The organism is Streptomyces sp. NBC_00344, assembly GCF_036088315.1.
Classification (GTDB): Bacteria; Actinomycetota; Actinomycetes; order Streptomycetales; family Streptomycetaceae; genus Streptomyces.
In genome coordinates this window covers 4,996,713-5,018,271 of record NZ_CP107996.1, presented here as the reverse complement: position 1 = coordinate 5,018,271, position 21,559 = coordinate 4,996,713, and the positions used below count along the sequence as shown (strand labels likewise).

Annotated in this window: 20 protein-coding genes, 1 other RNA gene and 1 pseudogene; 13 read left to right on the top strand and 9 right to left on the bottom strand. The window is 71.2% G+C overall.

What is annotated here, in order from left to right; all coding sequences use genetic code 11:
- Window positions 1-102: 102 nt before the first annotated feature.
- On the top strand, window positions 103-615 hold the full coding sequence (locus OHS16_RS22615; protein ID WP_443042785.1) for a GNAT family N-acetyltransferase: 513 nt from the start codon (window positions 103-105) through the stop codon (window positions 613-615).
- Between the two features lie 135 nt (window positions 616-750).
- Here OHS16_RS22615 and rnpB read toward each other — a convergent pair.
- An RNA gene (rnpB, locus tag OHS16_RS22610) (RNase P RNA component class A) lies at window positions 751-1,154 on the bottom strand.
- A 226-nt stretch (window positions 1,155-1,380) separates the two neighbouring features.
- On the opposite strand from rnpB, the gene yaaA reads away from it, so the two are divergent.
- Together yaaA and eda are read left to right on the top strand one after the other, a co-directional pair.
- Window positions 1,381-2,163 (top strand): peroxide stress protein YaaA, encoded by a 783-nt coding sequence (gene yaaA / locus OHS16_RS22605; protein WP_328539057.1) that lies wholly within the window; start codon window positions 1,381-1,383, stop codon window positions 2,161-2,163.
- Window positions 2,164-2,233: 70 nt separating this feature from the next.
- Window positions 2,234-2,854, top strand: coding sequence for a bifunctional 4-hydroxy-2-oxoglutarate aldolase/2-dehydro-3-deoxy-phosphogluconate aldolase (gene eda, locus OHS16_RS22600; RefSeq protein WP_328539056.1), 621 nt, complete (start codon window positions 2,234-2,236; stop codon window positions 2,852-2,854).
- 7 nt (window positions 2,855-2,861) lie between these two features.
- Here the strand turns inward: eda and OHS16_RS22595 are convergent, their stop codons facing one another.
- From OHS16_RS22595 to OHS16_RS22585, 3 genes are read right to left on the bottom strand one after another with little or no spacing between them, the layout of a single operon-like run.
- The gene (locus OHS16_RS22595; protein WP_328540944.1) at window positions 2,862-4,001 is read right to left on the bottom strand and encodes a bifunctional RNase H/acid phosphatase; all 1,140 of its coding nucleotides are present in this window, start codon (window positions 3,999-4,001) and stop codon (window positions 2,862-2,864) included.
- Window positions 4,001-4,744, bottom strand: a complete 744-nt coding sequence (locus tag OHS16_RS22590) for a zinc ribbon domain-containing protein (protein ID WP_328540943.1) — start codon at window positions 4,742-4,744, stop codon at window positions 4,001-4,003. The genes OHS16_RS22595 and OHS16_RS22590 overlap by 1 nt, the downstream gene beginning before the upstream one ends.
- Window positions 4,741-5,595, bottom strand: a complete 855-nt coding sequence (locus OHS16_RS22585) for a Nif3-like dinuclear metal center hexameric protein (protein WP_328539055.1) — start codon at window positions 5,593-5,595, stop codon at window positions 4,741-4,743. Before OHS16_RS22585 ends, OHS16_RS22590 begins: the two co-directional genes overlap by 4 nt.
- Window positions 5,596-5,903: 308 nt before the next feature.
- Here OHS16_RS22585 and OHS16_RS22580 point away from each other — a divergent pair, with 308 nt between their 5' ends.
- Window positions 5,904-7,094 carry a hypothetical protein gene (locus OHS16_RS22580; RefSeq protein WP_328539054.1) on the top strand — a complete coding sequence of 397 codons (1,191 nt, stop codon included), beginning with the start codon at window positions 5,904-5,906 and terminating at the stop codon, window positions 7,092-7,094.
- Between the two features lie 315 nt (window positions 7,095-7,409).
- Here the strand turns inward: OHS16_RS22580 and OHS16_RS22575 are convergent, their stop codons facing one another.
- Entirely contained in the window at window positions 7,410-8,264 is an 855-nt protein-coding gene (locus tag OHS16_RS22575; protein ID WP_328539053.1) for a MaoC/PaaZ C-terminal domain-containing protein, read from the bottom strand.
- A gap of 265 nt (window positions 8,265-8,529) precedes the next feature.
- Here OHS16_RS22575 and OHS16_RS22570 point away from each other — a divergent pair, with 265 nt between their 5' ends.
- From OHS16_RS22570 to OHS16_RS22555, 4 genes are read left to right on the top strand one after another with little or no spacing between them, the layout of a single operon-like run.
- The gene (locus OHS16_RS22570; RefSeq protein WP_328539052.1) at window positions 8,530-9,453 is read left to right on the top strand and encodes an ABC transporter ATP-binding protein; all 924 of its coding nucleotides are present in this window, start codon (window positions 8,530-8,532) and stop codon (window positions 9,451-9,453) included.
- Complete coding sequence (locus tag OHS16_RS22565) at window positions 9,453-10,181, top strand: ABC transporter permease (protein ID WP_328539051.1); 729 nt, start codon at window positions 9,453-9,455, stop codon at window positions 10,179-10,181. The genes OHS16_RS22570 and OHS16_RS22565 overlap by 1 nt, the downstream gene beginning before the upstream one ends.
- A gap of 11 nt (window positions 10,182-10,192) precedes the next feature.
- Window positions 10,193-11,389 carry a sensor histidine kinase gene (locus tag OHS16_RS22560; RefSeq protein WP_328540942.1) on the top strand — a complete coding sequence of 399 codons (1,197 nt, stop codon included), beginning with the start codon at window positions 10,193-10,195 and terminating at the stop codon, window positions 11,387-11,389.
- Entirely contained in the window at window positions 11,386-11,991 is a 606-nt protein-coding gene (locus OHS16_RS22555) for a response regulator transcription factor (protein ID WP_328539050.1), read from the top strand. Before OHS16_RS22560 ends, OHS16_RS22555 begins: the two co-directional genes overlap by 4 nt.
- Window positions 11,992-12,050: 59 nt before the next feature.
- Here OHS16_RS22555 and OHS16_RS22550 read toward each other — a convergent pair whose 3' ends face one another.
- The gene (locus OHS16_RS22550; protein ID WP_443042672.1) at window positions 12,051-13,505 is read right to left on the bottom strand and encodes a DHA2 family efflux MFS transporter permease subunit; all 1,455 of its coding nucleotides are present in this window, start codon (window positions 13,503-13,505) and stop codon (window positions 12,051-12,053) included.
- Window positions 13,506-13,751: 246 nt separating this feature from the next.
- Between OHS16_RS22550 and OHS16_RS22545 the strand changes: the two genes are divergently transcribed.
- From OHS16_RS22545 to OHS16_RS22530, 4 genes are all read left to right on the top strand, one after another.
- A complete protein-coding gene (locus tag OHS16_RS22545) occupies window positions 13,752-15,527 on the top strand; it encodes an MFS transporter (RefSeq protein ID WP_328539048.1) in 1,776 nt (591 codons plus the stop codon).
- Between the two features lie 210 nt (window positions 15,528-15,737).
- Window positions 15,738-16,379, top strand: a complete 642-nt coding sequence (locus OHS16_RS22540; RefSeq protein ID WP_328539047.1) for a class I SAM-dependent methyltransferase — start codon at window positions 15,738-15,740, stop codon at window positions 16,377-16,379.
- Between the two features lie 22 nt (window positions 16,380-16,401).
- A complete protein-coding gene (locus OHS16_RS22535) occupies window positions 16,402-17,379 on the top strand; it encodes an N-acetylmuramoyl-L-alanine amidase (protein WP_443042671.1) in 978 nt (325 codons plus the stop codon).
- Window positions 17,380-17,490: 111 nt separating this feature from the next.
- Window positions 17,491-18,336, top strand: coding sequence for a hypothetical protein (locus OHS16_RS22530; protein ID WP_328539046.1), 846 nt, complete (start codon window positions 17,491-17,493; stop codon window positions 18,334-18,336).
- Window positions 18,337-18,536: 200 nt separating this feature from the next.
- Here OHS16_RS22530 and OHS16_RS22525 read toward each other — a convergent pair.
- A pseudogene (locus tag OHS16_RS22525) lies at window positions 18,537-19,314 on the bottom strand (maleylpyruvate isomerase family mycothiol-dependent enzyme).
- A 75-nt stretch (window positions 19,315-19,389) separates the two neighbouring features.
- Here OHS16_RS22525 and OHS16_RS22520 point away from each other — a divergent pair.
- The gene (locus OHS16_RS22520) at window positions 19,390-19,680 is read left to right on the top strand and encodes a hypothetical protein (protein WP_328539045.1); all 291 of its coding nucleotides are present in this window, start codon (window positions 19,390-19,392) and stop codon (window positions 19,678-19,680) included.
- Between the two features lie 27 nt (window positions 19,681-19,707).
- Here the strand turns inward: OHS16_RS22520 and OHS16_RS22515 are convergent, their stop codons facing one another.
- Window positions 19,708-20,787, bottom strand: a complete 1,080-nt coding sequence (locus tag OHS16_RS22515) for a prenyltransferase/squalene oxidase repeat-containing protein (RefSeq protein WP_328539044.1) — start codon at window positions 20,785-20,787, stop codon at window positions 19,708-19,710.
- Window positions 20,784-21,515 carry a class I SAM-dependent methyltransferase gene (locus OHS16_RS22510; protein WP_328539043.1) on the bottom strand — a complete coding sequence of 244 codons (732 nt, stop codon included), beginning with the start codon at window positions 21,513-21,515 and terminating at the stop codon, window positions 20,784-20,786. The genes OHS16_RS22515 and OHS16_RS22510 overlap by 4 nt, the downstream gene beginning before the upstream one ends.
- Window positions 21,516-21,559 lie beyond the last annotated feature (44 nt).

Sequence of the window (21,559 nt, the reverse complement as noted above, 5' to 3'; positions counted from 1 at the left end):
GACACCCACCGTCCCGGCGGCCCGGTGCGCGGTGCCACGGCTCCCGGTGGGCTAGCGTCGCATTCCGGGGTGTGCCGACACCGGGTGGAGGCTGCGGTGGAGATCATTACAGGACGGCTCATCCGTCTGCGTCCCGCCGTGCGGGCGGACCTCCGGCGCTTCCGGGAGATCCTGGCGGCTCCCGAGGTCGCCCGCTGGTGGGGCGACCCGGACGAGCAGGCCGAGGAGGCCTGCGCGCCGCCCGACGACATCCGCAGCTACGCCATCGAGTACGCGGGGGTCTGCGTCGGCATCATCCAGTCCTGCGAGGAGAACACACCCGGATACCGGCACGCCGGGATCGACATCGCCGTCCACCCAGGCCGGCAGCGGCAGGGCATCGGCGCCGACGCCGTTCACACCCTGGCCCGCCATCTGCTGGACGTGCGGGGCCACCACCGCCTCACCATCGACCCGGCGACCGACAACGAGGCCGCGATCAGCCTCTACCGGAGTCTCGGTTTCCGTCCGGTCGGCGTCATGCGCCAGTACGAGCGGCGCCGGGACGGCAGCTTCCACGACGGGCTGCTGATGGACCTGCTGCGCGACGAACTCCGGTCCCCCGAGCCACGCTGACCGTACGACGGCCGCCCCGCTTCGAGGCGGGTGAGGGCCCCGAGGACTCACCGGGCCATGGATCTCCCCGGATTTTCCCCGTATCCGGTTCGAACGCGAAAACCCCCGACCCTTTGCAGGTCAGGGGCTTACGGGCGGACGAGCCGGCCTGTACGCCGGGTTCTGTCGCCCGGTCGCCTCGCGGCGGCCGGGGAGACGGCCATCCATCTACGACCGGCATTGCTGCCGGCCTCCTGCGGTCTACCCGCGAACTCGGGCGGGCAGCCCTCGAACGTCCGCGCAGGGCCGTCTCGCGACGGCCCATCCTGACCTTGCTCCAGGTGGGGTTTACCTAGCCGCCTGAGTCACCTCAGGCGCTGGTGGTCTCTTACACCACCGTTTCACCCTTACCGGGAGCCGAAGCCCCCGGCGGTCTGTTTTCTGTGGCACTGTCCCGCGGGTCACCCCGGGTGGCCGTTAGCCACCACCTTGCCCTGTGGAGCCCGGACGTTCCTCGGGGAGATCCCGGAGGATCTCCACGCGGCCGTCCGGCCGACTCGTCCGCCGTGCCGCCCATGGTACCCGGCGCGACAGGACGCCCGGACGACGGCCGCCGGGCGCCCCAGAGGCTGCGCAGGGGGCGAACCGCGCCTTCGCGGCCGCCGGTCCCGGTGCGGAAGCCGGCGTGGCACGGGCCGCGCCGTCGGCGGGTGGGGCGGGGCAGCACCGCCGGGGGGACCGGCCATACGCTGGCGGTTGCTGTTGTACGTACGAAGGAGACCCGCCGTGCTCGTGCTCTTGCCGCCGTCCGAGGGAAAGGCCGCGAGCGGCTCAGGTGCCCCGCTGAAGCCGGAGTCGCTGTCCCTGCCGGGGCTGGCCGCCGCACGGGCCGCGGTGCTCGACGAGCTGATCGAACTGTGCGCGGCGGACGGGGAGAAGGCCCGGATCGTCCTGGGACTGAGCGAGGGCCTGCGCGGCGAGGTCGCCAAGAACACCGGGCTGCGCACGGCCGGCGCCCGTCCTGCCGGGCAGATCTACACCGGTGTGCTGTACGACGCGCTGGATCTCCCCTCGCTGGACCCGGCCGCGCGGCGCAGGGCAGGGAAGGCGCTGCTGGTCTTCTCCGGGCTGTGGGGCGCGGTGCGGATCGGTGACCGTATCCCCTCCTACCGCTGCTCGATGGGGGTCAAGCTGCCGGGTCTCGGTGCGCTGGGGGCACACTGGCGCGGCCCGATGGCCACCGTGCTCCCGGAGGCGGCGGGCTCCGGCCTGGTCCTCGATCTGCGGTCGTCGGCGTATGCGGCGGCCTGGAAGCCCCGGGGTGAAGTAGCGGACCGTACGGCGTCGGTGCGGGTTCTGCATGCGCCGACCCGGAAGGTGGTCAGCCACTTCAACAAGGCGACCAAGGGACGGATGGTCCGGGACCTGCTGCTGGCGGGCGCCGCTCCGGCCGGTCCGGCCGAGCTCGTCGTGGCGTTGCGGGACCTCGGCTACCAGGTGGAGGCATCCGCCCCGGGCAAGGCCGGGAAACCGTGGGAGCTGGATGTGCTGGTGACGGAGATCCACTGACCACCACCCCGCGTTGCACCCTGCGCAACGCGCGTTGCGCAGGGCGTGTGCACCAGGGCAGGATGACGCCATGACTTCCGTGCTTGACCTCGCCCCCGTCGTTCCTGTTGTCGTCATCGACGATGCCGCCGATGCCGTACCGCTGGCGCGGGCGCTGGTCTCGGGCGGGCTGCCGGCGATCGAGGTGACGCTGCGGACCCCCGCGGCGCTCGACGCGATCCGGGCGATCTCGGCCGAGGTGCCGGACGCGGTGGTCGGCGCGGGCACGGTACTCACGCCCGACGCGGTGACCGGCTCCGTCGCCGCGGGGTCACGGTTCCTGGTCAGCCCCGGATGGTCGGAGCGACTGATCGGCTCGATGCGGGACTCCGGAGTGCCGTTCCTGCCGGGCGTCTCCACCACATCGGAGGTCGTGACGCTCCTGGAGCGCGGGATCACCGAGCTGAAGTTCTTCCCCGCCGAGGCGGCGGGCGGCACGGCCTATCTGAAGTCCCTCGGCGGACCGCTGCCGCAGGCCCGGTTCTGCCCCACGGGCGGAATCTCCGCGGCATCGGCGCCGTCGTATCTCGCGCTGCCGAACGTCGGGTGCGTCGGCGGTAGCTGGATGCTGCCGCCCGACGCCATCGCCGCCCGCGACTGGGACCGGGTCGAGGAGCTCGCACGGGTCGCCGCCGGGCTCCGGGCCGTGTGAGGCACCCTCAGCGCAGATGCGATGTGTCGTTCAGCAGCCGTACCGACGCGTTGCCGTCCGCGAAGTAGGCAACCGTCGAGACGGACGCGGCCGACAGCTCCATCCGGAAGAGCGATTCGGGCGGCGCCCCGAGCGCCAGCCGGACCAGCGTCTTGATCGGCGTGACATGGGTGACCAGCAGAACCGTCCGCCCCGCGTACCTGGCGGTCAGCCGGTCGCGGGCGCCGGCGACCCGGCGGGCGACCGTGGTGAAGCTCTCGCCGCCACCCGTCGGCGCGGTCCGCGGGGAGGCCAGCCAGGCGTTCAGGTCGTCGGTGTACCGCTCGCGGACCTCACCGAACGTCAGCCCCTCCCAGGCGCCGAAATCCGTCTCGCGGAGCCCGTCCTCGATCCGGACGTCCAGACCCAGGCGGGCGGCTACCGCGCCGGCCGTCTCACGGCAGCGGCGCAGCGGCGACGAGACCACCGCCTGGATGGTGCCGCGTTCGGCGAAAGCCGCGGCGGCCCGCTCGGCCTGCTCCAGGCCCGTGGCCGAGAGTTCGGGGTCCGTGCCACCGCTTCCTGAGAAGCGTTTCTCCGGAGTGAGGGCGGTCTCGCCGTGGCGCAGCAGGACGAATGTCGCAGGGTTGCCGAGGTCGGCGGGGGCTGACCACCCCACGGTCGGTGAGGCAGCGTCGGGCCGGGCGGCAACCGGCGCCGCGGGCTCCGGCACGGAGCCCGGAGGCGCCCACTGCCTGCCCTGCTTGCCCGCGTCCATCGCCTCGTTCGCGAGCCGGTCCGCGTGCTTGTTCTGCGCACGCGGTATCCACTCATAGCTGACCCGGTCCCGCGGCAGCACCGAGGCCGCCTCCGCCGCGAGCGGCTTCATGTCCGGGTGCTTGATCTGCCAGCGCCCGGACATCTGCTCGACAACGAGCTTGGAGTCCATCCGGACCCGGACGGCGGCCGAGGGGTCCAGCGCCCGGGCGGCACGCAGCCCCGCGATCAGCCCCCGGTACTCGGCAACGTTGTTCGTGGCGACACCGAGATACTCAGCGGCCTCGGCCAGCGTCTCCCCGGTGACCGGGTCGAGCACGACCGCGCCGTAGCCGGCAGGCCCCGGGTTGCCCCGGGATCCGCCGTCGGCCTCGACGACGAACCTGCGCATCAGATGCCCGAGTCGGCCGTACGCACCAGAATGCGGCGGCAGTTCTCGCACCGCAGCACCGTGTCCGGGGAGGCGGCCTTGACCTCGTTGACCTCGGTGATGTTGAGCTCGAGACGGCATCCCTCGCAGCGCCGCTGGTAGAGCCGGGCAGCGCCCACGCCGCCCTGCTGCTCGCGCAGCTTCTCGTAGAGCTTCAGCAGGTCGGCGGGGACGGATCCGGCCACGACCTCTCGCTCCTTGGTGAGGGTGGCGGTCTCCCGGTCGATCTCCCCGGCCGCGGTGTCACGACGGGCGGTCGCGTCCTCGGCCTTGCCCTCCACCGACGCGACCCGCTCGGTGAGTTCGGCGGCCCGCTCCTGCGCGGACTCGCGGCGCTCCATGACTTCGAGGACGACGTCCTCCAGGTCACCCTGGCGCTTGGCGAGCGAGGCGATCTCGCGCTGCAGGTTCTCCAGATCCTTGGGCGAGCTGACCGCACCGGAGTCCAGCCGCTGCTGGTCCCGGACGGAGCGCTGGCGGACCTGGTCGACGTCCTGCTCGGCCTTGGTCTGCTCGCGGGCGGTGTCGCTCTCCTCCGTCTGCACGGCCACGCGCAGGTCCCGCAGCTGGGTGAGGTCCTTGGTCAGGGAGTCGATCTCGGCGTGCTCGGGAAGCGACTTGCGCTTGTGGGCGAGCTGCGACAGCCGTACGTCGAGGGACTGGACGTCGAGAAGTCGGATCTGGTCGGCGTGCGCGGCGTTCAGTTGGGGGCTCCAGAATGATCGGTTCGGGTGGACGCCGCGTGGGCGGTCCAGGGGTCTGTGACCGTACGGGAAACGTGGGTGCGCAGACCCCATCCGTTCCGTTCGGAAATCTCGTCGAGCTGAGCGGCGGCCTGGGTGCACCAGGGCCACTCGGTGGCCCAGTGCGCCGCGTCGACCAGGCCGAGAGCCGAGTGGTGCACCGCGTCGGACACCGGGTGGTGGCGCAGGTCGGCGGTGAGGAAGACATCGACCCCGGACGCGCGTACCTGGTCGAAGAGGCTGTCGCCCGATCCTCCGCTGACCGCGATCCGGCGGACCAGGGCATCCGGGTCGCCGGCGACCCGGATGCCCTGCGCGGTCGCCGGCAGCCGCGCCGCCGCCCGTGCGGCGAATTCACGCAGCGGTACGGGGTGGTCGAGCTCACACACCCGGCCGAGACCGCGGCGCCCGTGCGGGTCGGCCGGGTCGGGGACGAGCGGCCCCACGATCCGGAGGTCAAGTGCTCCGGCGAGCGCGTCTGAGACACCGGGGTCCGCGGTGTCCGCGTTGGTGTGAGCGACATGCAGGGCGATGTCCTGCTTGATCAGTGTGTGCACGACCCGGCCCCTGAAGGTGGACGCCGCGACCGTCGTCGTACCGCGCAGATAGAGCGGGTGGTGGGTGACGATCAGCTGGGCACCCAGCTTCACCGCCTCGTCGGCGATCTCCTGCACGGGGTCGACGGCGAAGAGCACCCTGGTGATGTCCGCGTCCGGATCACCGCAGACCGTGCCCACGGCGTCCCAGGATTCGGCCCGCTCGGGGGGCCAGAGGGCGTCGAGTGCGGCGATGACTTCAGACAGACGGGGCACACCTACAGGTTACCCGCGCCGTGCACCCCCGCTGCCGGTCGGCCCTGGCAGGACCGGCAGGCGAAGCGCCGCCCGGCCCGGCGGCGGTCCGGGGGCCGAGCGCCCCGCGCCGCCGCCCGGTCCGCGTCCGCCGCACCTGCCGTCGTGCGGGCGGCCTCGCGGGCACCTCGCACGGTGCGGCGAGCACACCCGCCCGCCGCTTCTCAGGCGAATCCATCGACGGCCACCCGTATGTGTGAAGTGGCACGTGGCGACTGGTTCGGCAGGACGTACGAAAACTAGCTTCGGTGTCCGGAGGTGACCGAACGATGACGGCCCCGGCTACGAAGACCGCCGTAGAGAACGGTGCACGGCAGATGGACTTCACCATTGCCAACGACGGGTCCTACGCCGCCCGGCTGGCCCGCCGCGACGCGGATGCCTGGTTCCCCGAGCGCTGGACACTGGACGGACCGGAGCCCTATGCCGTGGAGCTGCCGGGCAACCAGCCCGAGGAGCCGGACTCCGACGTACTGCCGATGGCCGATGGGCGGGTGCTCATCCGGCGCTTCACGGCGGGCCGGCACGCCTTCTCGCTGCTGTACCCGACCGGGCCGGGCACCGGCGAACTGCCTTTGGGCGCCGTCGAGTGCGAACAGCTGACCCTGCTGCCGCCCGCGCCCGGCGGGACCCGCGCCTACGCCATCACCGCGGGTGAGCACACGACAGCGGTGTGGCTCGTCGCGGGCGGGGCCTTCGGGCCCGAGTACGTCGGCGAGGTGCCGGGGCGCTGCACCGGCGGGGTGTGGCTGGACCGCTCGGGCCGGATGCTGGCACTGGACCGTGAGTCGGGCGGGGTCATCAAGGCGGTGGCGGTCGATCTCGAACGGGGCGGGGAGACGACTCCGCTGCTCCAGATCACCGGGTCGAGCAACGACCGGCTGCTGCTGGCCGATCCGGACAGCGGTCTGCTGCTCGTACGGTCGGATGCGCCGGGCTGCGACCGGCTCGGCTGGGGGGTGCTGGGCAGCCGCCGGCCGATACGGTTTCCGGAATGCCTGCATCCGGACGACGCCGTACTCTCACCTTTCGCCGTGCAGCCGGGGCAGGTACTGATGCCGGAGAGCTGTGGCGTCGCAATGCGGATCGACTCGGTGGCGGGGAGCTGGCTGGGGGTGTGGCGGCCCGCGGAGCGCCGGATGCTCCAACTGGCAGGACCCGAGGGGTGGTTGGCCGGGTCCGGGCTGTGGAGCAGCGACGGCGTCCTCCGACTGCCGTACACGACAGGCTCGGTGCCGTGCGGAGTGATGAATATCGAGCCGTTCGCCGGCGTCCCGGTGGACACCCCGTTCTACCGGGCGCACGACGCCTCCTATGACCATCCGATGGACGCGATCACACAACCTGCACAAGCGGATCCCGCAGGTCAGGAACCTTTCGGGCTCCTGGACACTCCTGGTGTGTGCAGGCCCGTGCCTTTGCAGCAAGCCCCTCTGACGAGCCGTCCGGCGGCTGGTTAGAATCTCGGACCTGCACATATAAATAACGATCACTACGGGGTGATTTCCCATCATGTCTGAAGCCCGAACCGACACGGCCCAGACGCGTCCGCAGCCTGCGGACGCCGACCGGGGCGAAGCCGGAGGCTCCGGAAAGCATCGAGGGGGTGCGGCTTCCACAGACGCATCCGCGGCGGAGACGTTCGGCCGCCACCGCCGCTCGGCGGAGCTGCACTTCAACGCGGCCTGACTGACCGCGCGTTCGACTCGGCGAGGGCCGGCCACCCGACGGGGGCCGGCCCTCGCTCTTGCCCTGACCTGCGCGCGAGAGGGCGGTCAGTGGTGTTCGACGATGGTGTCGGTGAGGACCGGCGCGTCGTCCCGCTCGACGGCCGAGACCGCGAGACGGACCCGGCCGGGCGACTGCCACATCCGCATTCTGAGCGTCTCACCGGGAAAGACCACCCCGGCGAAACGGGTGCGGAACGAGTCGACCCGGGCGGCATCACCACCGAGGACCGTGTCCACAACGGCCTTGAGCGTGATGCCGTACGAGCAGAGGCCGTGCAGGATCGGCCGGTCGAAGCCGGCGCGCCGGGCGAACTCCGGGTCGGCGTGCAGCGGGTTCCAGTCGCCGGAGAGGCGGTAGAGCAATGCCTGGTCCTGGCGGATCCGGCGCTCCTCGGTCCGGTCGGGCGCACCGCCGGGGGCAGCGGGCCGCATCGAGGGGCCGCGTTCCCCGCCGAAGCCGCCCTCACCGCGCACGAAGATCTGGGAGTCGCTCGTCCACAGCGGCCCCCGGCCATCTGCGACCTCGGTGCGCTGCACGATGACCGCGGCTTTCCCCTTGTCGTACACCGCGAGAACCCTGGTGGTGGCGACCGCGCTGCCTCTGACGGGGATGGGCCGGTGCGTCACCACGGTCTGCCCCCCGTGCAGAACGGCGGCGAGGTCCACATCGACGCCGGGCGCGGAGAGCCCGGCGTCGAGCGCCATCACTCCGCCGGCGACGGTCGCGAAGCTCGGCAGCACCTGCAGTCCGGATTCGAAGGTGTAGCGAAGCTCGTGGGGGTCGGTGGCGGGCAGGCCTGCGCCGACACCGAGGTGGTAGAGCTGGATGTCCTTGTGGTCCCAGGAGATCTCGCCGGAACGGGGCTCGGCCGCGACGGCCCTTTCGGCATCAATGGGCATGGTGCAGGCGCTCCTCGACGGCGGAGGGACCTGGGGGTCTGCCGGATCATCCCGGGGCCGCGGCCGTACGGCACCGGGCTCCCGCGCCGGACGGAACGACCGGCAGACGGCCGCCCCAGGTGGGGCGCACCAGCATCGCACGCGTGAAGGTTCCCTGACGAGTCATCAGATGGGGTCGCGGGCCACACACCCGTGACATTTGTCCTTGCCGAGTCCGTACATGCGCATCTGCCGCTGTCACCTGGCGCTCCCTAGCGTGGGAGCCATGACACAGACATCAGACACCGGCTCCGCGGTGAGCTTCGCCGGGGCGGTCAAGGCCTTCGGCGCGATCAGGGCCGTGGACGGCGCCGATCTGGAGATCCGCCGCGGCGAGACGGTCGCGCTCCTGGGGCGCAACGGGGCCGGCAAGTCCACCACCATCAGCCTGCTGCTCGGTCTGGACGAGCCCGACTCCGGACGGGTACGGCTCTTCGGCCGTTCCCCCGAAGAGGCGGTACGGGCCGGGCTGGTGGGCGCGATGCTCCAGGAGGGGCAGCCCATCCCCCGGGTGACGGTCCGGGAACTGATCGCCTTCGTCGCGAGCACCTACCCCGATCCGCTGCCGGTGGACGAGGCGCTGGACATGGCGGGGCTCGGCGAGCTCGGCGAGCGCCGGGTCGACAAGCTCTCCGGCGGCCAGGCGCAGCGGGTCCGCTTCGCTGTCGCGCTGGCCGGGAATCCGGAGCTGATCGTGCTGGACGAACCGACAGCGGCGCTCGATGTGGAGGCCAGGCGGGCGTTCTGGGACTCGATGCGGGCCTATGCGCGCCGCGGGAACACCGTGCTCTTCTCCACCCACTATCTGGAGGAGGCCGACGACAACGCCGACCGCATCGTGGTGATCGACAAGGGCCGGATCGTCGCCGACGGCAGTTCCGAACTGATCAAGCGCTCGGGCGGCGGCAGCCTGGTCTCCTTCGATCTGGCGGGCCGCAGCAGCGAGGGTCTCTCACTGCTGCCGGGTGTCACCTCGACCGAGATCCGCGGCGACCGGGCCTTCCTTCGCACCGACGACCCGGATGCGACGGTCGTCGCCCTTGCGGAGCTCAACGCGATCCGCGGCCTCTCGGTCGCACCGGCGACCCTCGAGGACGCCTTCCTGACCCTCACCTCGCACGAACCCGTTCCCGAGAAGGCGGCAGTCTGATGCTGGAATACATCACGCTCGAAGTACGGCGGACACTGCGCGACACCGGGTTCGTCATCTTCGGCATCGGTATGCCGGTGATGATGTACCTGCTGTTCACCAATATCGGCTCCACCAGCGACGCCGACTCGGACGCCTGGAAGATCACCTCGATGGTCGGCATGGCCGCGTACGGTGCGCTGGGCGCCGCGCTGGGTGTCGGCACCGGGGTCGCGTCGGACAAGGCGATCGGCTGGCTGCGCCAGCTGCGGGTGAATCCGCTGGCTCCCTCCAGAGTGGTGCTGGGGCGGGCCATCTCCGGTTCCGTGACGGTGCTTCCCGGCATCCTGGCGGTACTGGCCGCCGGTGCACTGATCAACGGAGTACGGCTGGACGTGTGGCAGTGGGTGGTGCTCACACTGCTGCTGTGGACCGGTGCGCTGCCCTTCACCCTGCTCGGCATCGGCAACGGTTACCGGCTGACCGCCCAGACCACCGGTGTGGTGAACGTGGCCGGCCTGATGGGGCTGGCCATCGTGGGCGGCCTGTGGTTCCCGCTCGCCGCCTTCCCCGGCTGGCTGCAGTCCGTCGCCCGTTACACCCCGGCCAACCGGTTCGCCGAACTGGGCTGGGCCACGGCCAAGGGCAACGCGCCGGGTCTCACCACCGTGACCGTACTGGCCGTCTGGCTGCTGGCGTTCGGTTCCTACGCGGTCATCTCGTACCGTCGGTCCGCAAGGACCGTGTGACAGGAGTGATGATGTTCGGAAAGCTCGCCGAGCTGAGGCGGCGGCGCCGCAAGCGGGTGCAGGAGATCCGGGAGCACAGACGCCCGGGGCCGCCGAACGCCTTCACCCTCCTGCCGTGGCTGCTGCTCGGTCTCGGCAGCTTCTCGAATCTGATCAAGGGCGAGGCCGCGAATCCATGGATCGGCGGTCTGGGGCTGCTCGCCTTCAACTCGATCTACATCTCCGTGACGTTCCGCGCCTTCGACAAGGAGAAGCGGCAGAGCCGGACGACCCTCTGCCTCCTCGGCGTCCTGATCGTCATCACCTACGCGCTCGCCATCGGCTACGCCGGCAACTGGCTGCTGTTCTTCCCGCTGCTCGCACTGGCCGTCGGTACCACGCTGCGCAACAGGCAGCTCGCCCTCGTCCTGCTCGTCATCGGTGGGTCGGCCGGCTTCATCTCGGGGCACGAGGGGAAGAACCCCTGGGACCCATGGACCCTGGGCTACGGCACCTTCATCTCCGGAGCCGTGACCGCCGCGATCCTGACGCTGTCCGAGACCGTCATGGAGCTGCGCTCCACCCGTCAGGAGCTGGCCCGCACCGCGGTCGAGAAGGAGCGGCTGCGGTTCTCCCGCGATCTGCACGATCTGCTCGGCCACACGCTCTCGGTGATCGTCGTGAAGTCCGAGGCGGCCCGCAGGATCGCCCCTCGCGACATGGACGCGGCGCTGGGCCAGATCGCCGACATCGAAACGGTCGGCCGGCAGGCACTCACGGAGATCCGCGAGGCGGTCACCGGCTACCGTGACGCCAGCCTCGCCGACGAACTCGACCGCGCCCGCTCGGCGCTGACCGCGGCGGGGATCGAGCCCGTCGTACGGCAGTCGGGTCCGCCGCTGGAGCCCCAGAGCGCCGCGCTGCTCGGCTGGGTCGTCCGGGAGGCCGTCACCAACGCCGTCCGGCACAGCAAGGCGAGCCGCTGCGAGATCACCGTGGACGGCACCCACTGCGAGCGAGTGCGTCTGGTGATCAAGGACAACGGCCGCGGCGTAGGCTCGACGTCACCCGGCAGCGGACTGAAGGGCCTGACCGAACGCCTGGCGGCGGCGGGGGGCTCGCTGGACGCCGGGCCCGGCCAGCGGAGCGGTTTCCGGCTGGTGGCCGAACTGCCGGTGGAGACAGCCCAGGACCCCTGCACAACAGCAGAGTTGGAGCCCAGAGAATGATCCGAGTCCTCCTCGCCGAAGACCAGGGAATGATGCGCGGCGCGCTCGCCATGCTGCTCGGACTCGAGGAGGACATCGAAGTGGTCGCCCAGGTGGCCACCGGCGACCGGATCGTGGACGCGGTTCTCGACGCTTCGCCCGACGTGGCGCTCCTGGACATCGAACTGCCGGGCCGCAGCGGGCTGGACGCCGCCGCCGACCTCCGCACCCGGGCACCCGGCTGCCGGGTGCTGATCCTCACCACCTTCGGCAGGCCCGGCTATCTGCGCCGGGCGATGGAGGCGGGGGCCGCGGGCTTCCTGGTCAAGGACGGCCCGGTGGAGGAACTGGCGGCGGCCATCCGCCGGGTGCTGGCCGGTGAGACGGTCATCGACCCCGCCCTGGCCGCGGCCGCACTGAGCGCGGGCCCGAGCCCGCTGACCGGGCGCGAGTGCGACGTGCTGAACGCGTCGGTGGACGGGGCCACCGTCGCCGACATAGCGGCGAAGCTGCACCTGTCGGAGTCCACGGTCCGCAACTACCTGTCATCCGCGATCGGGAAGACGGGGACCCGTAACCGCATGGAGGCAGTGCGATCCGCCAGGCGCCAGGGGTGGTTGTAGAGGAGCCCGGCCGGCGGGCCGGTCCCCCGGCAGAGCGGTCCGCGGCTGCCGGCCCGGCCTCACCCACCGGGTCGGACCCGGCCGGCCCCGGCGCCGGCGCGTGGCATCCACAGCAGCATCAGCGCCACCCCGCCCAGCAGGATGAACCCGCCCCACCGGAACGCCAGCGCGTATCCGGCGGTCAGCGCCTCCACCCCGGCGCCACCCCCGGTACGGGACGCCGCGACCGTCGAGAGCACCGCGAGCCCCAGCGCACCGCCCAGCGTGCGCGAGGTGTTGACCAGGCCGGAGACCAGGCCCGCTTCACCGGGTTCCGCACCCGATGTGGCGAGCGAGGCGAGCGGCGTCATCGCGAGCCCGGCACCGGCCATCATCGCCATCCCCGGCAGCATGATCGAGGTGACATAGGCGCCGTGCGCAGTCATCGTCGACTGCCAGCCGAATCCGGCCGCCGTGATCAGGATGCCGATGACGGCCACGTTCCTGGCGCCGATGACCCGCATCACCCGCGGCGCGAGTTTGGAACCGATGACCACGCTGAGCGAGCTGGGGATGAGCGCCAGGCCGGCGCCGAGGGGGGTGTATCCCAGCACGTTCTGCGCGTACAGGGTCATGAAGAACCACATGCCGAAGCTGCCCGCGCCGCAGACGAACATCGCCGCGTTGGCAGCCGCGACCGACCGCACCCGGAACAGCTTCAGCGGCATCAGGGGCACCCTGGTGCGTGCCTCGACGGCCAGGAACACGGTCAGCACCGCCAGACCGGCGAGCAGCGGCACCAGGGTGGCGGCCGCCGTCCAGCCCTCCGCCTCGGTCTGCACGATTCCGTAGGCGAGGACAGCCGTGCCCACGGTCACCAGCACCGCGCCCGGCAGGTCCAGCCGGCGTGAACCGCCCGCTCTGCTCTCCGGGACCCAGCGGGCCGCGCCCGCCAGCACGAGAGCCCCGACCGGCACATTGATCAGCAGGACCCATCGCCAGGACAGGCCGTCGGTCAGCGCCCCGCCGACGAGTCCGCCCGCCGCGCCGCCGCCCGCGCCGACCGCGGTCCAGGTGGCGATGGCCCGTGCGCGCGCCGCCCCTTCCGGCACGGCCGAGGTCAGAATGGTGAGTGTGGAAGGGGCGAGCACCGCTGCCCCGAGCCCCTGCACGGCGCGCGCCGCGAGCAACTGCCAGCCCTCCTGGGCGAGTCCGCCGCCGAGCGAGGCGAACGTGAAGACCCCGAGGCCCACCAGGAACATCCGCTTGCGCCCGAAGAGGTCCCCGGCCCGGCCCCCCAGCAGCATGAATCCGGCAAACGCGATGGCGTACGCGTTGACCACCCACTGGAGTCCGGTGGCGCTGAGGCCCAGGCTGCTGCGCATGGAGGGCAGCGCGACGTTCACGACGGAAACATCGAGAACGACGAGGAACTGGCCCGCGCAGGCCGCGAGGACGACCAGCCAGGTACCGGCACGGACGGCGGACGGATCTGCTGTGCGGGTGTCCGATGAGGTGTGCAGCATGGCCGTCATGCTGTCAGGCGGCCGGCGGCCGGTGCATCCGCATATCGGCCCAACGGCGCTCCGCCCTGCGGACCAGGACCTCGCCTCCCCCGGCCACTCCCCTGACGGACGCGGGCATGATCTGACGCCCCGTCACACGACGGCACGCACGGGCGGGTGACGCATATCACGTACCACTTATCCGGCGTTTACCGGAATACCACAGGGCCCGGGAAGGTTTCACCCTGCATCCACTTACCCCCGGAGGCTTCACGCATGGCACTGGCCGCTCCACGTCTGCCCGAGATCACTGCAGAGGAAAAGCGCACCCGCGGCGGAGCCGGCATCGTGCCGGTGCTCGCCTTCGCAGGCATCGTCGTCGCTGTCATGCAAACGCTGCTCGTCCCGGTCATCAAGGACCTGCCGACCCTGCTCGGCACGGCCCCCTCCAACGCCACCTGGGTCATGACGGCCACACTGCTGGCGGGCGCGGTCTCCACCCCCATCATGGGGCGGCTCGGTGACCTCAACGGCAAGCGGCGGATGCTGCTCGCCAGTCTCGCCGTCATGGTTGTCGGCTCGCTGATCTGCGGGTTCACCGACAACCTGCTGATCATGATCGTCGGTCGTGCACTGCAGGGTGTCGCCATGGGCGCCATTCCGCTGGGTATCGGCATCATGCGTGACGAGCTGCCCCGGGAGAAGCTCGGCTCGGCCATGGCGCTGATGAGCTCCTCGATCGGGGTGGGCGGCGGGCTCGCCCTGCCGGCCGCGGCCCTGGTGGCCCAGCACGCCGACTGGCACACGCTGTTCTTCGGCGCCGCCGGGCTCGGCGTCGTCTCGATGGTTCTCACGGTGATCTTCGTCCCGGAGTCCTCGGCCCGGGCCCGCGGCAGCTTCGACACCCTCGGCGCGATCGGCCTCTCGGCCGGCCTCGTCTGCCTGCTGCTCCCCATCACCAAGGGATCCGACTGGGGATGGGGCTCCGGCACCACGCTCGGGCTGTTCGCCGGCGCGCTCGCCATCCTGCTGCTGTGGGGTGTGATGGAACTGCGGACAGCCGCCCCGCTGGTGGACCTGCGCACCACCGCCCGCCGTGAGGTGCTGCTCACCAACCTGGCGTCGATCATGGTCGGCGTCGCCTTCTACGCCATCTCCCTGGTCCTCCCGCAACTGCTCCAGCTGCCCGAGGCGACCGGCTACGGTCTCGGCCAGTCGATGGTGGTGGCGGGCCTCTGCGTGGCGCCGCTCGGCCTCACCATGATGTTCACCGCGCCGGTCTACGCCAGGATCGCCGCGAAGTACGGCCCCAAGGTCTCTCTGATGATCGGCATGCTGATCATCGCGATCGGATACGGTGCCGGGCTCGGCCTGATGAGCGCCCCCTGGCAGACCATCATCATCTCGGTCGTGGTCGGCGCCGGGATCGGCCTCGCCTACTCCTCCCTCCCCGCGCTGATCATCGGCGCGGTCGACCCGTCGGAGACCGGCGCCGCCAACGGCCTGAACACCCTGATGCGTTCCATCGGCACCTCGGTGTCGAGTGCGGTGATCGGCATGGTTCTCGCGCACTCCTCCACGGCGCTCGGCCCGGTGTCCGTGCCGAGCATGAGCGGCTTCCGTACGTCGTTCATGATCGCCACAGGAGCGGTGCTCGTCGGTCTGGTCTTCGCGGTCTTCCTGCCGTCGCGCAAGCGGACCGCCGCCGGTGCGGCCGTGCTGTCCAAGCCGGTCGCCACCGGCACGGACCCCGGCGGGACCACCGGCCCCTTCACCGGTTTCCGCGGCAAGGTCCTCGACGCCGACGGCCTCCCGGTGCCGCGCGCCACGGTCACCCTGATCGACCGCCGCGGCCGGCAGGCCGGCATCACGGTGGCCGCCGACGACGGCGGCTACGCCCTCGGCGTACGGGTGGCGGGTCCCTACATCCTGGCCGTCACGGCAGCCGGACGGCAGCCGGTGGCGACGCCGGTCTCGTACACGAGCCTGGACGAACTGGTGGCGGTCGACCTGCGGCTGACACCCGTCGCGGAGGGCGCCTCCCAGCGGTGACGCACACCGCCGGGCCGGGCGCCCTGCCCGCCCGGCGGCCGCCGGACCGCCGTACATGTGACACAGCGGGAGGGGCCGGGCCCGGGGAGGGGTGCAGGGACCCAGGTCGTGCGGGGGAAGCAGCCCCGTCCACCCGGGGGCTGGGCAGGCGGGACCTCTCGGACACGGCCTAGCATGGGCCGCCGCACCCGCCACCCTCAGGAGGACCCGATGGCCGCCCCCAAGCCGGAGACACTGGCCGCATTCGAGGCCGCCAAGGGGTTCATGCCCGTACACGAGGGTCTCGCCCTGTACGAGGCGGCGGCCGAGGCCGCCGCCCTCGGTCTTCCGCTGCTCGAGGTCGGCACCTACTGCGGACGCTCCACACTTCTCATCGCGGACGCCGCCCGCGAAGCGGGGGTCACCGCGATCACCGTCGACCACCACCGGGGCAGCGAGGAACAGCAGCCGGGCTGGGAGTACCACGACCCGACGGTGGTGGACCCCGAGGTCGGCAGGATGGACACGCTCCCCACCTTCCGGCGCACCCTGCACAAGGCCGGGCTCGAGGACCATGTGATCGCCGTCGTCGGCCGCTCCCCGCAGGTCGCACGTGCCTGGGGCGGGCCGCTCGGCCTGGTCTTCATCGACGGCGGCCACACCGACGAGCACGCGAGCGGCGACTACGAGGGCTGGGCCCCGCACGTCGCCGAAGCCGGGCTGCTGGTGGTCCATGACGTGTTCCCCGACCCCGCCGACGGCGGTCAGGCCCCCTACCGTGTCTATCTCAGGGCCATCGCATCGGGCGCCTTCACCGAGATCTCGGTGACCGACTCGCTCCGGGTTCTGCGGCGCACCGGAACTGGGATCTGAACGCCCCGGATAGGCTCGCCCCGTGCCGTACGACGATGACGATCACCAGCCCTCCGCCCCGCGCCTCCTCCGCCGCTCGACCCTGATGATCACGGTCGCCGCGCTGGTGACGCTCTGTCTTGCCGGCTGGGCCGTCCGGCAGATGACGGGCGGGTCCCACGACACGGCGACCGCGCGGAGCACCGCCGGCGCGTCGCCCTCGCGGACCGGGCCCACGTCATCCGCCGCACCGGACACCCCGGGAAGCGGCAAGGGCGGCGGGGCCTCCGGGGCTTCGAAGCCCCCGCATTCCACAGCCGGGGACGGCAAACCCGCGAACACCGGACCGCTGGCCGGCAAGGTGGTAGTGATCGACCCCGGCCATAACCCGACGAATTACCGCCATCCTCGCGAAATCAATCGCATGGTGAATATCGGCAGCAAATCCAAGGAATGCGACACCACGGGTACATCGACCAACAGCGGTTACGCCGAGGCCCGGTTCACCCTCGATGTCTCGCACCGGCTTCGCGCCCTCCTCGAAAAGGAGGGCGCCACCGTCACGTTGACCCAGGACAACAACCGTCCGTTCGGCCCGTGCGTGACGGAACGCGCCGATATCGGCAACAAGGCTGCGGCCGATGCCGCGATCTCGGTGCACGCCGACGGCTCGGCAGCCGGCCATCGCGGGTTCCATGTGATCCTTCCCGCCCTGGTGAAATCCGGTTCCGCGGACACATCGAAAATCGTCGGCCCCTCGCGTGACCTGGGGACCCGTATCGCCGGCACCTTCGTCCGGGACACCGGAAGTGCCCCTTCCAACTACATCGGCGGCGGTACCGGGTTGGACACCCGAGGCGATCTCGGTGGACTTAATCTCTCGACCGTGCCGAAAGTGTTCATCGAATGCGGCAATATGCGCGATCCTGATGATGCCGCTCTGCTGACGAGCGGCAGCTGGCGCCAGAAGGCCGCGCGGGGGATCGCGGACGGCATCAGCAGCTTTCTCCACGGGGCGTGACGAGACCCGACACATGACCCGCTGGGGCAGGCGATAGATTCATCCCTGCGATGGGGAGCCGCCCCCGAGCTCCACGCCGCCCCGACGAGCCGACCTACGAAGGATTCTTACGTGAACATCCGCTCCCTCACTCGAGGCGACGGCGTGGTGATCGGAGCAGCGGTGGTGCTGTTCATCGCCTCGTTCTTCGATCTCACCTCATACGGCCGCCAGTGCAGCGGCGGTTACTGCTCCAGCCTCGACGACGCATCCGCCTGGGATGCGCTCGGCACGCTGATGAGCATGTTCCTGGCCGGTGTCATCGGGGCAGTCCTGATCGTCGTGACCCGCACGCTGGCCCAGCCGCGCAAGGTCGCCGGTCTGGACATGGAACAGTTCGGCGTCGCGTTCACGATCTTCGCCGCGTGGACCGGTTTCTGGACTCTGATCGACGCCGGAAGCCGTGGCCCGGGGCTCATCCTCGGCTTCATCGCCGCGCTGGTGCTGGCCGGGGGCGCGGTGGCCGGAGCGCTGCTGCCCGCACTCAAGGCACCGCTGATGAGCGCGCCGAAGCCCGCCGTCGCCGGTGCGCCGTACGGCGCCCAGCCCGGCCAGCCGAATCCGGCCTACGGCTACCCGGGCGGCGCCCAGGGGCAGCAGCCCTACGGCACTCAGCCGCAGCAGGCGCAGTCGTTCGGCGGTCAGCCGGGCCAGCAGCAGGCCCAGCCCGCCGCCCAGCAGGGTCAGGCACAGCCCGACGCCGCCGGCGCGCCGGCGGGAGACTTCGCACCGTTCTGGTTCGCGGTTCCGGTCGCCCGTCCGCTGTACGGGGAGGACGGGTCACCGGCTCCCATCGCCGAACTGGCGCCCGGCACCTGGTACCTCGCGGTCGAGCAGCGCGGTCCCGGCCTCATCGCGCAGACGCAGGACGGCCGGCGCGGTGTGCTGCAGGACACCACGGGCATCCAGCGCGGCTGACCGGTGACGAACGGCCGGTAGCCCCGGCCCCTCGCGCAACGCGCTCGACGGCCCCCGCCCCTCCGGGCGGGGGCCGTTGTCGCTGCCGCTACTGACGGGTCGTCAGAATTGCTCGGTGTCACCGCAGTCGACGGGCCACCCCGGTCCGGGCTTCCCTCCGGCGGGAGTCACGGCCACGCACTCGACCGAACGACGCGTGCTCACCCGAAGGCCGCGCGCTCCAGCCAGAAGTCCAGCAGCTCCGGCTCCCCCTTCACCTCGACCCGCTCGCTGCTCGCCGGCAGCCGCCGGTAGAACAGCAGAAGCACGTCGGCCAGCGCCCCCCGGACCTCCACCGTGCCCGCCGTCCGCCCGTCGCCATCCGAAGCCGTCCGGCCCCAGCTCGATCAGCCACCGCGCCGCGGCCACGTCGTTCGCGCTCAGCAGGATCGACCGTCCCGGTCCCCGAAGTTCCGCCGCCTCCGGGTCACCCGAGGCGGCGGCGAAGGCCACGATCTCCAGCCACTCGTCGATGGTGTCGGCGGCGACCTCTCCTTCCACATCGAACGGCACCCCTGCGGCCAGCGCCGCGTCCGCGCGGTGGACCACCGTCTCGTGGACCATCCGTCTGGCCCAGAAAGCCGCGCTCCGGTCCCATCCCCAGGTCCACACCTCGGCATCGGGTCCCGCCGCCCGCAGCGTCTCCGCCAGCATGGACGCGCCCTCGGCCAACCACGAGTCCAGGGCGGCCGGTTCGCTGTCGGCGGGACCGGGCGTGCCGGGTACCTCGTCGTCGGGTATCCCCTCCGATGCCTGGGTCCGTACGATCGCCTCGGCCCAGCGGTGCGCCCCGCCCACATGGCGGGCCAGGTCTCCCAGACTCCAGTCCGGGCAGGTCGGTACCGTCACCGCCAGATCGGCGTCGACCAGCGTCGCCCTCAGGAGATCGGTCTGCTGAACAAGTTCGCCGCAGAAGCGGTCATATGCCGTTGGCGTCATGGCCACACGATAGACAGCGCACACGGCTTGGGCCCAAGGGGTTTCACGCAGTCACAAGCGGCAACACGCTCGAACATGTCTCGGTATTCGAACACAAGCAACCCGGCGGCGAACGTCATCATCGTGATCGCCGATGTCATGGCCTTCATCCTGGGCCTGTGGATTCTGATGTACCTCCTGGACGCGAACCGGGCCAATGACCTGGTGACCTTCATCCACCACGCGGCCGACTGGCTGGCCGGCTGGTCGCGCGACCTCTTCACCTTCGACGACGCCTGGGCACGCGTCGTCGCCGGCTACGGCCTGGCGGCAGTCGTGTACCTCTTCATCGGGCATGTACTCGCCGGCCGGGTGCGCCGCTTCTGATCAGGGCGCACCACGGCCGGGCCGCGATCAGCGGCAGCAGTCCGGCTCCAGTCCGGCCGGCAGCCGTTCTCCGCTGAAGACAGCGGTGGTCGCCTCGTCCCCGCCGAGGGCGGCCACCGCGAGCAGCAGTGAGCCTGCCGTCCAGCTGGTGCGCTCCTCAGGCCAGAAGGCCCGGTCGTCGAAGACGTAGCCCGTCCAGTACATGCCGTCGCCGGCGCGCAGGTGTCCGATCGACTGCAGGATCTCCAGGGCACGGTCCGACTCCCCCATCACCCAGAGCGCCAGGGCGAGTTCACAGCTCTCGCCGCCGGTGACCCAGTTGTTGGGCAGGACACAGCGCACCCCGAGGTCCGGCACGACGAAACGGTCCCAGTACTCCTCGATCCGTTCCTTGGCGGCCGGCCCGGTCACCGCACCGCCGAGAACCGGGTAGTACCAGTCCATCGAGTAGCGGCTCTTGTCCAGAAAGCGCTCGGGGTGGCTGCGGATCGCGTGGCCCAGTGCGCCGGTCGCCAGCTCCCAGTCCGGCTGAGGTTCCTCGCGGGCCTCGGCGAGCGCCAGGGCGCACCGCAGGGCCTGGTGCACGGATGAGGACCCGGTCAGCAGCGCGTCGGTGACGGCCGCGCCTCCCTCCTCCGCGGGTTCCCGCTTCCACCCGATCTCGCCGCCCGGCTGCTGCAGTTCGAGGACGAACTCGATCGCGCGCTGCACGACGGGCCACATCCGGTCGGCGAACGCCTCGTCACCGGTTGCCAGGTAGTGGTGCCAGACGCCGACGGCGACATAGGCACAGAAGTTGGTCTCCCGGCTCCGGTCGGTGACCTGCGCGGCGTCTCCGTCCTGGTAGGCCGCGTACCAGGAGCCGTCGTCGTTCTGGTGTCCGGCGAGCCAGTCGTAGGCCCGCTCGGCGTCACCGTGCTGACCCGCCGCGTCCAGCGCCATGGCCGCCTCGGTGTGGTCCCACGGATCCAGGTGATGCCCGCGGAACCAGGGGATGGCGCCGTCCGGACGCTGCATGGCGAGGATCCCGGCGACCGTCAGATCGGCCTGCTCGGCGGTGAGGACTCCGGGCAGCACCAGGTGCTCGGTCCGCCCCGGTGAGGTCACGCGCCCACCCCGGGGGTGTGCGGCTTGGTCGCGTACGCCACGAAGCTCTTGCCGACGACCGGGTTCAGCGCGCGCTCGGCGACCCGGGTGGCCAGCGGCTTCTTCATGATGTCCCAGACCAGCAGCTTGTGGTAGGCGCGCACCGGCAGCGCCTTGTCGTTGTCCACTCCGAAGGCGCACTTGAGCCACCAGTACGGGGAGTGCAGTGCGTGCGCGTGGTGGCTGCCGTACGGCTTCAGGCCCGCTTCGCGGATCTTGCCGAGCAGTTCGTCGGCCTTGTAGATCCTGATGTGGCCGCCCTCGACCTCGTGGTACGCGTCCGACAGCGCCCAGCAGATCTTCTCCGGCCCGTACCGGGGCACGGTGATCGCGATGCGCCCGCCCGGCTTCAGCACCCGCACCATCTCGGCGAGCACGCCCTTGTCGTCCGGGATGTGTTCCATCACCTCGGAGATGATCACGACGTCGAACGAGGCGTCGGGGAACGGCAGGTTGAGCGCGTCGCCCTCCATGGCGGTGGCCGTGGCACCGGCCGGCGCCTCGCCCTCCTCCTTCATGGCGGCGAACCACTTGGCGACCTCGCGGATCTCCTCGCCGTTCTGATCGAGGGCCACGACCTGCGCGCCGCGCCGGTAACACTCGAAGGCGTGCCGGCCTGCGCCGCAGCCGAGGTCGAGCACACGGTCGCCCGGGGCGAGCGGGAAGCGGGAGAAGTCCACGGTGAGCACGGGGTCTGCCTTCTTCGCTGGGAGGTTTTCGCTGGGAGGTTGCG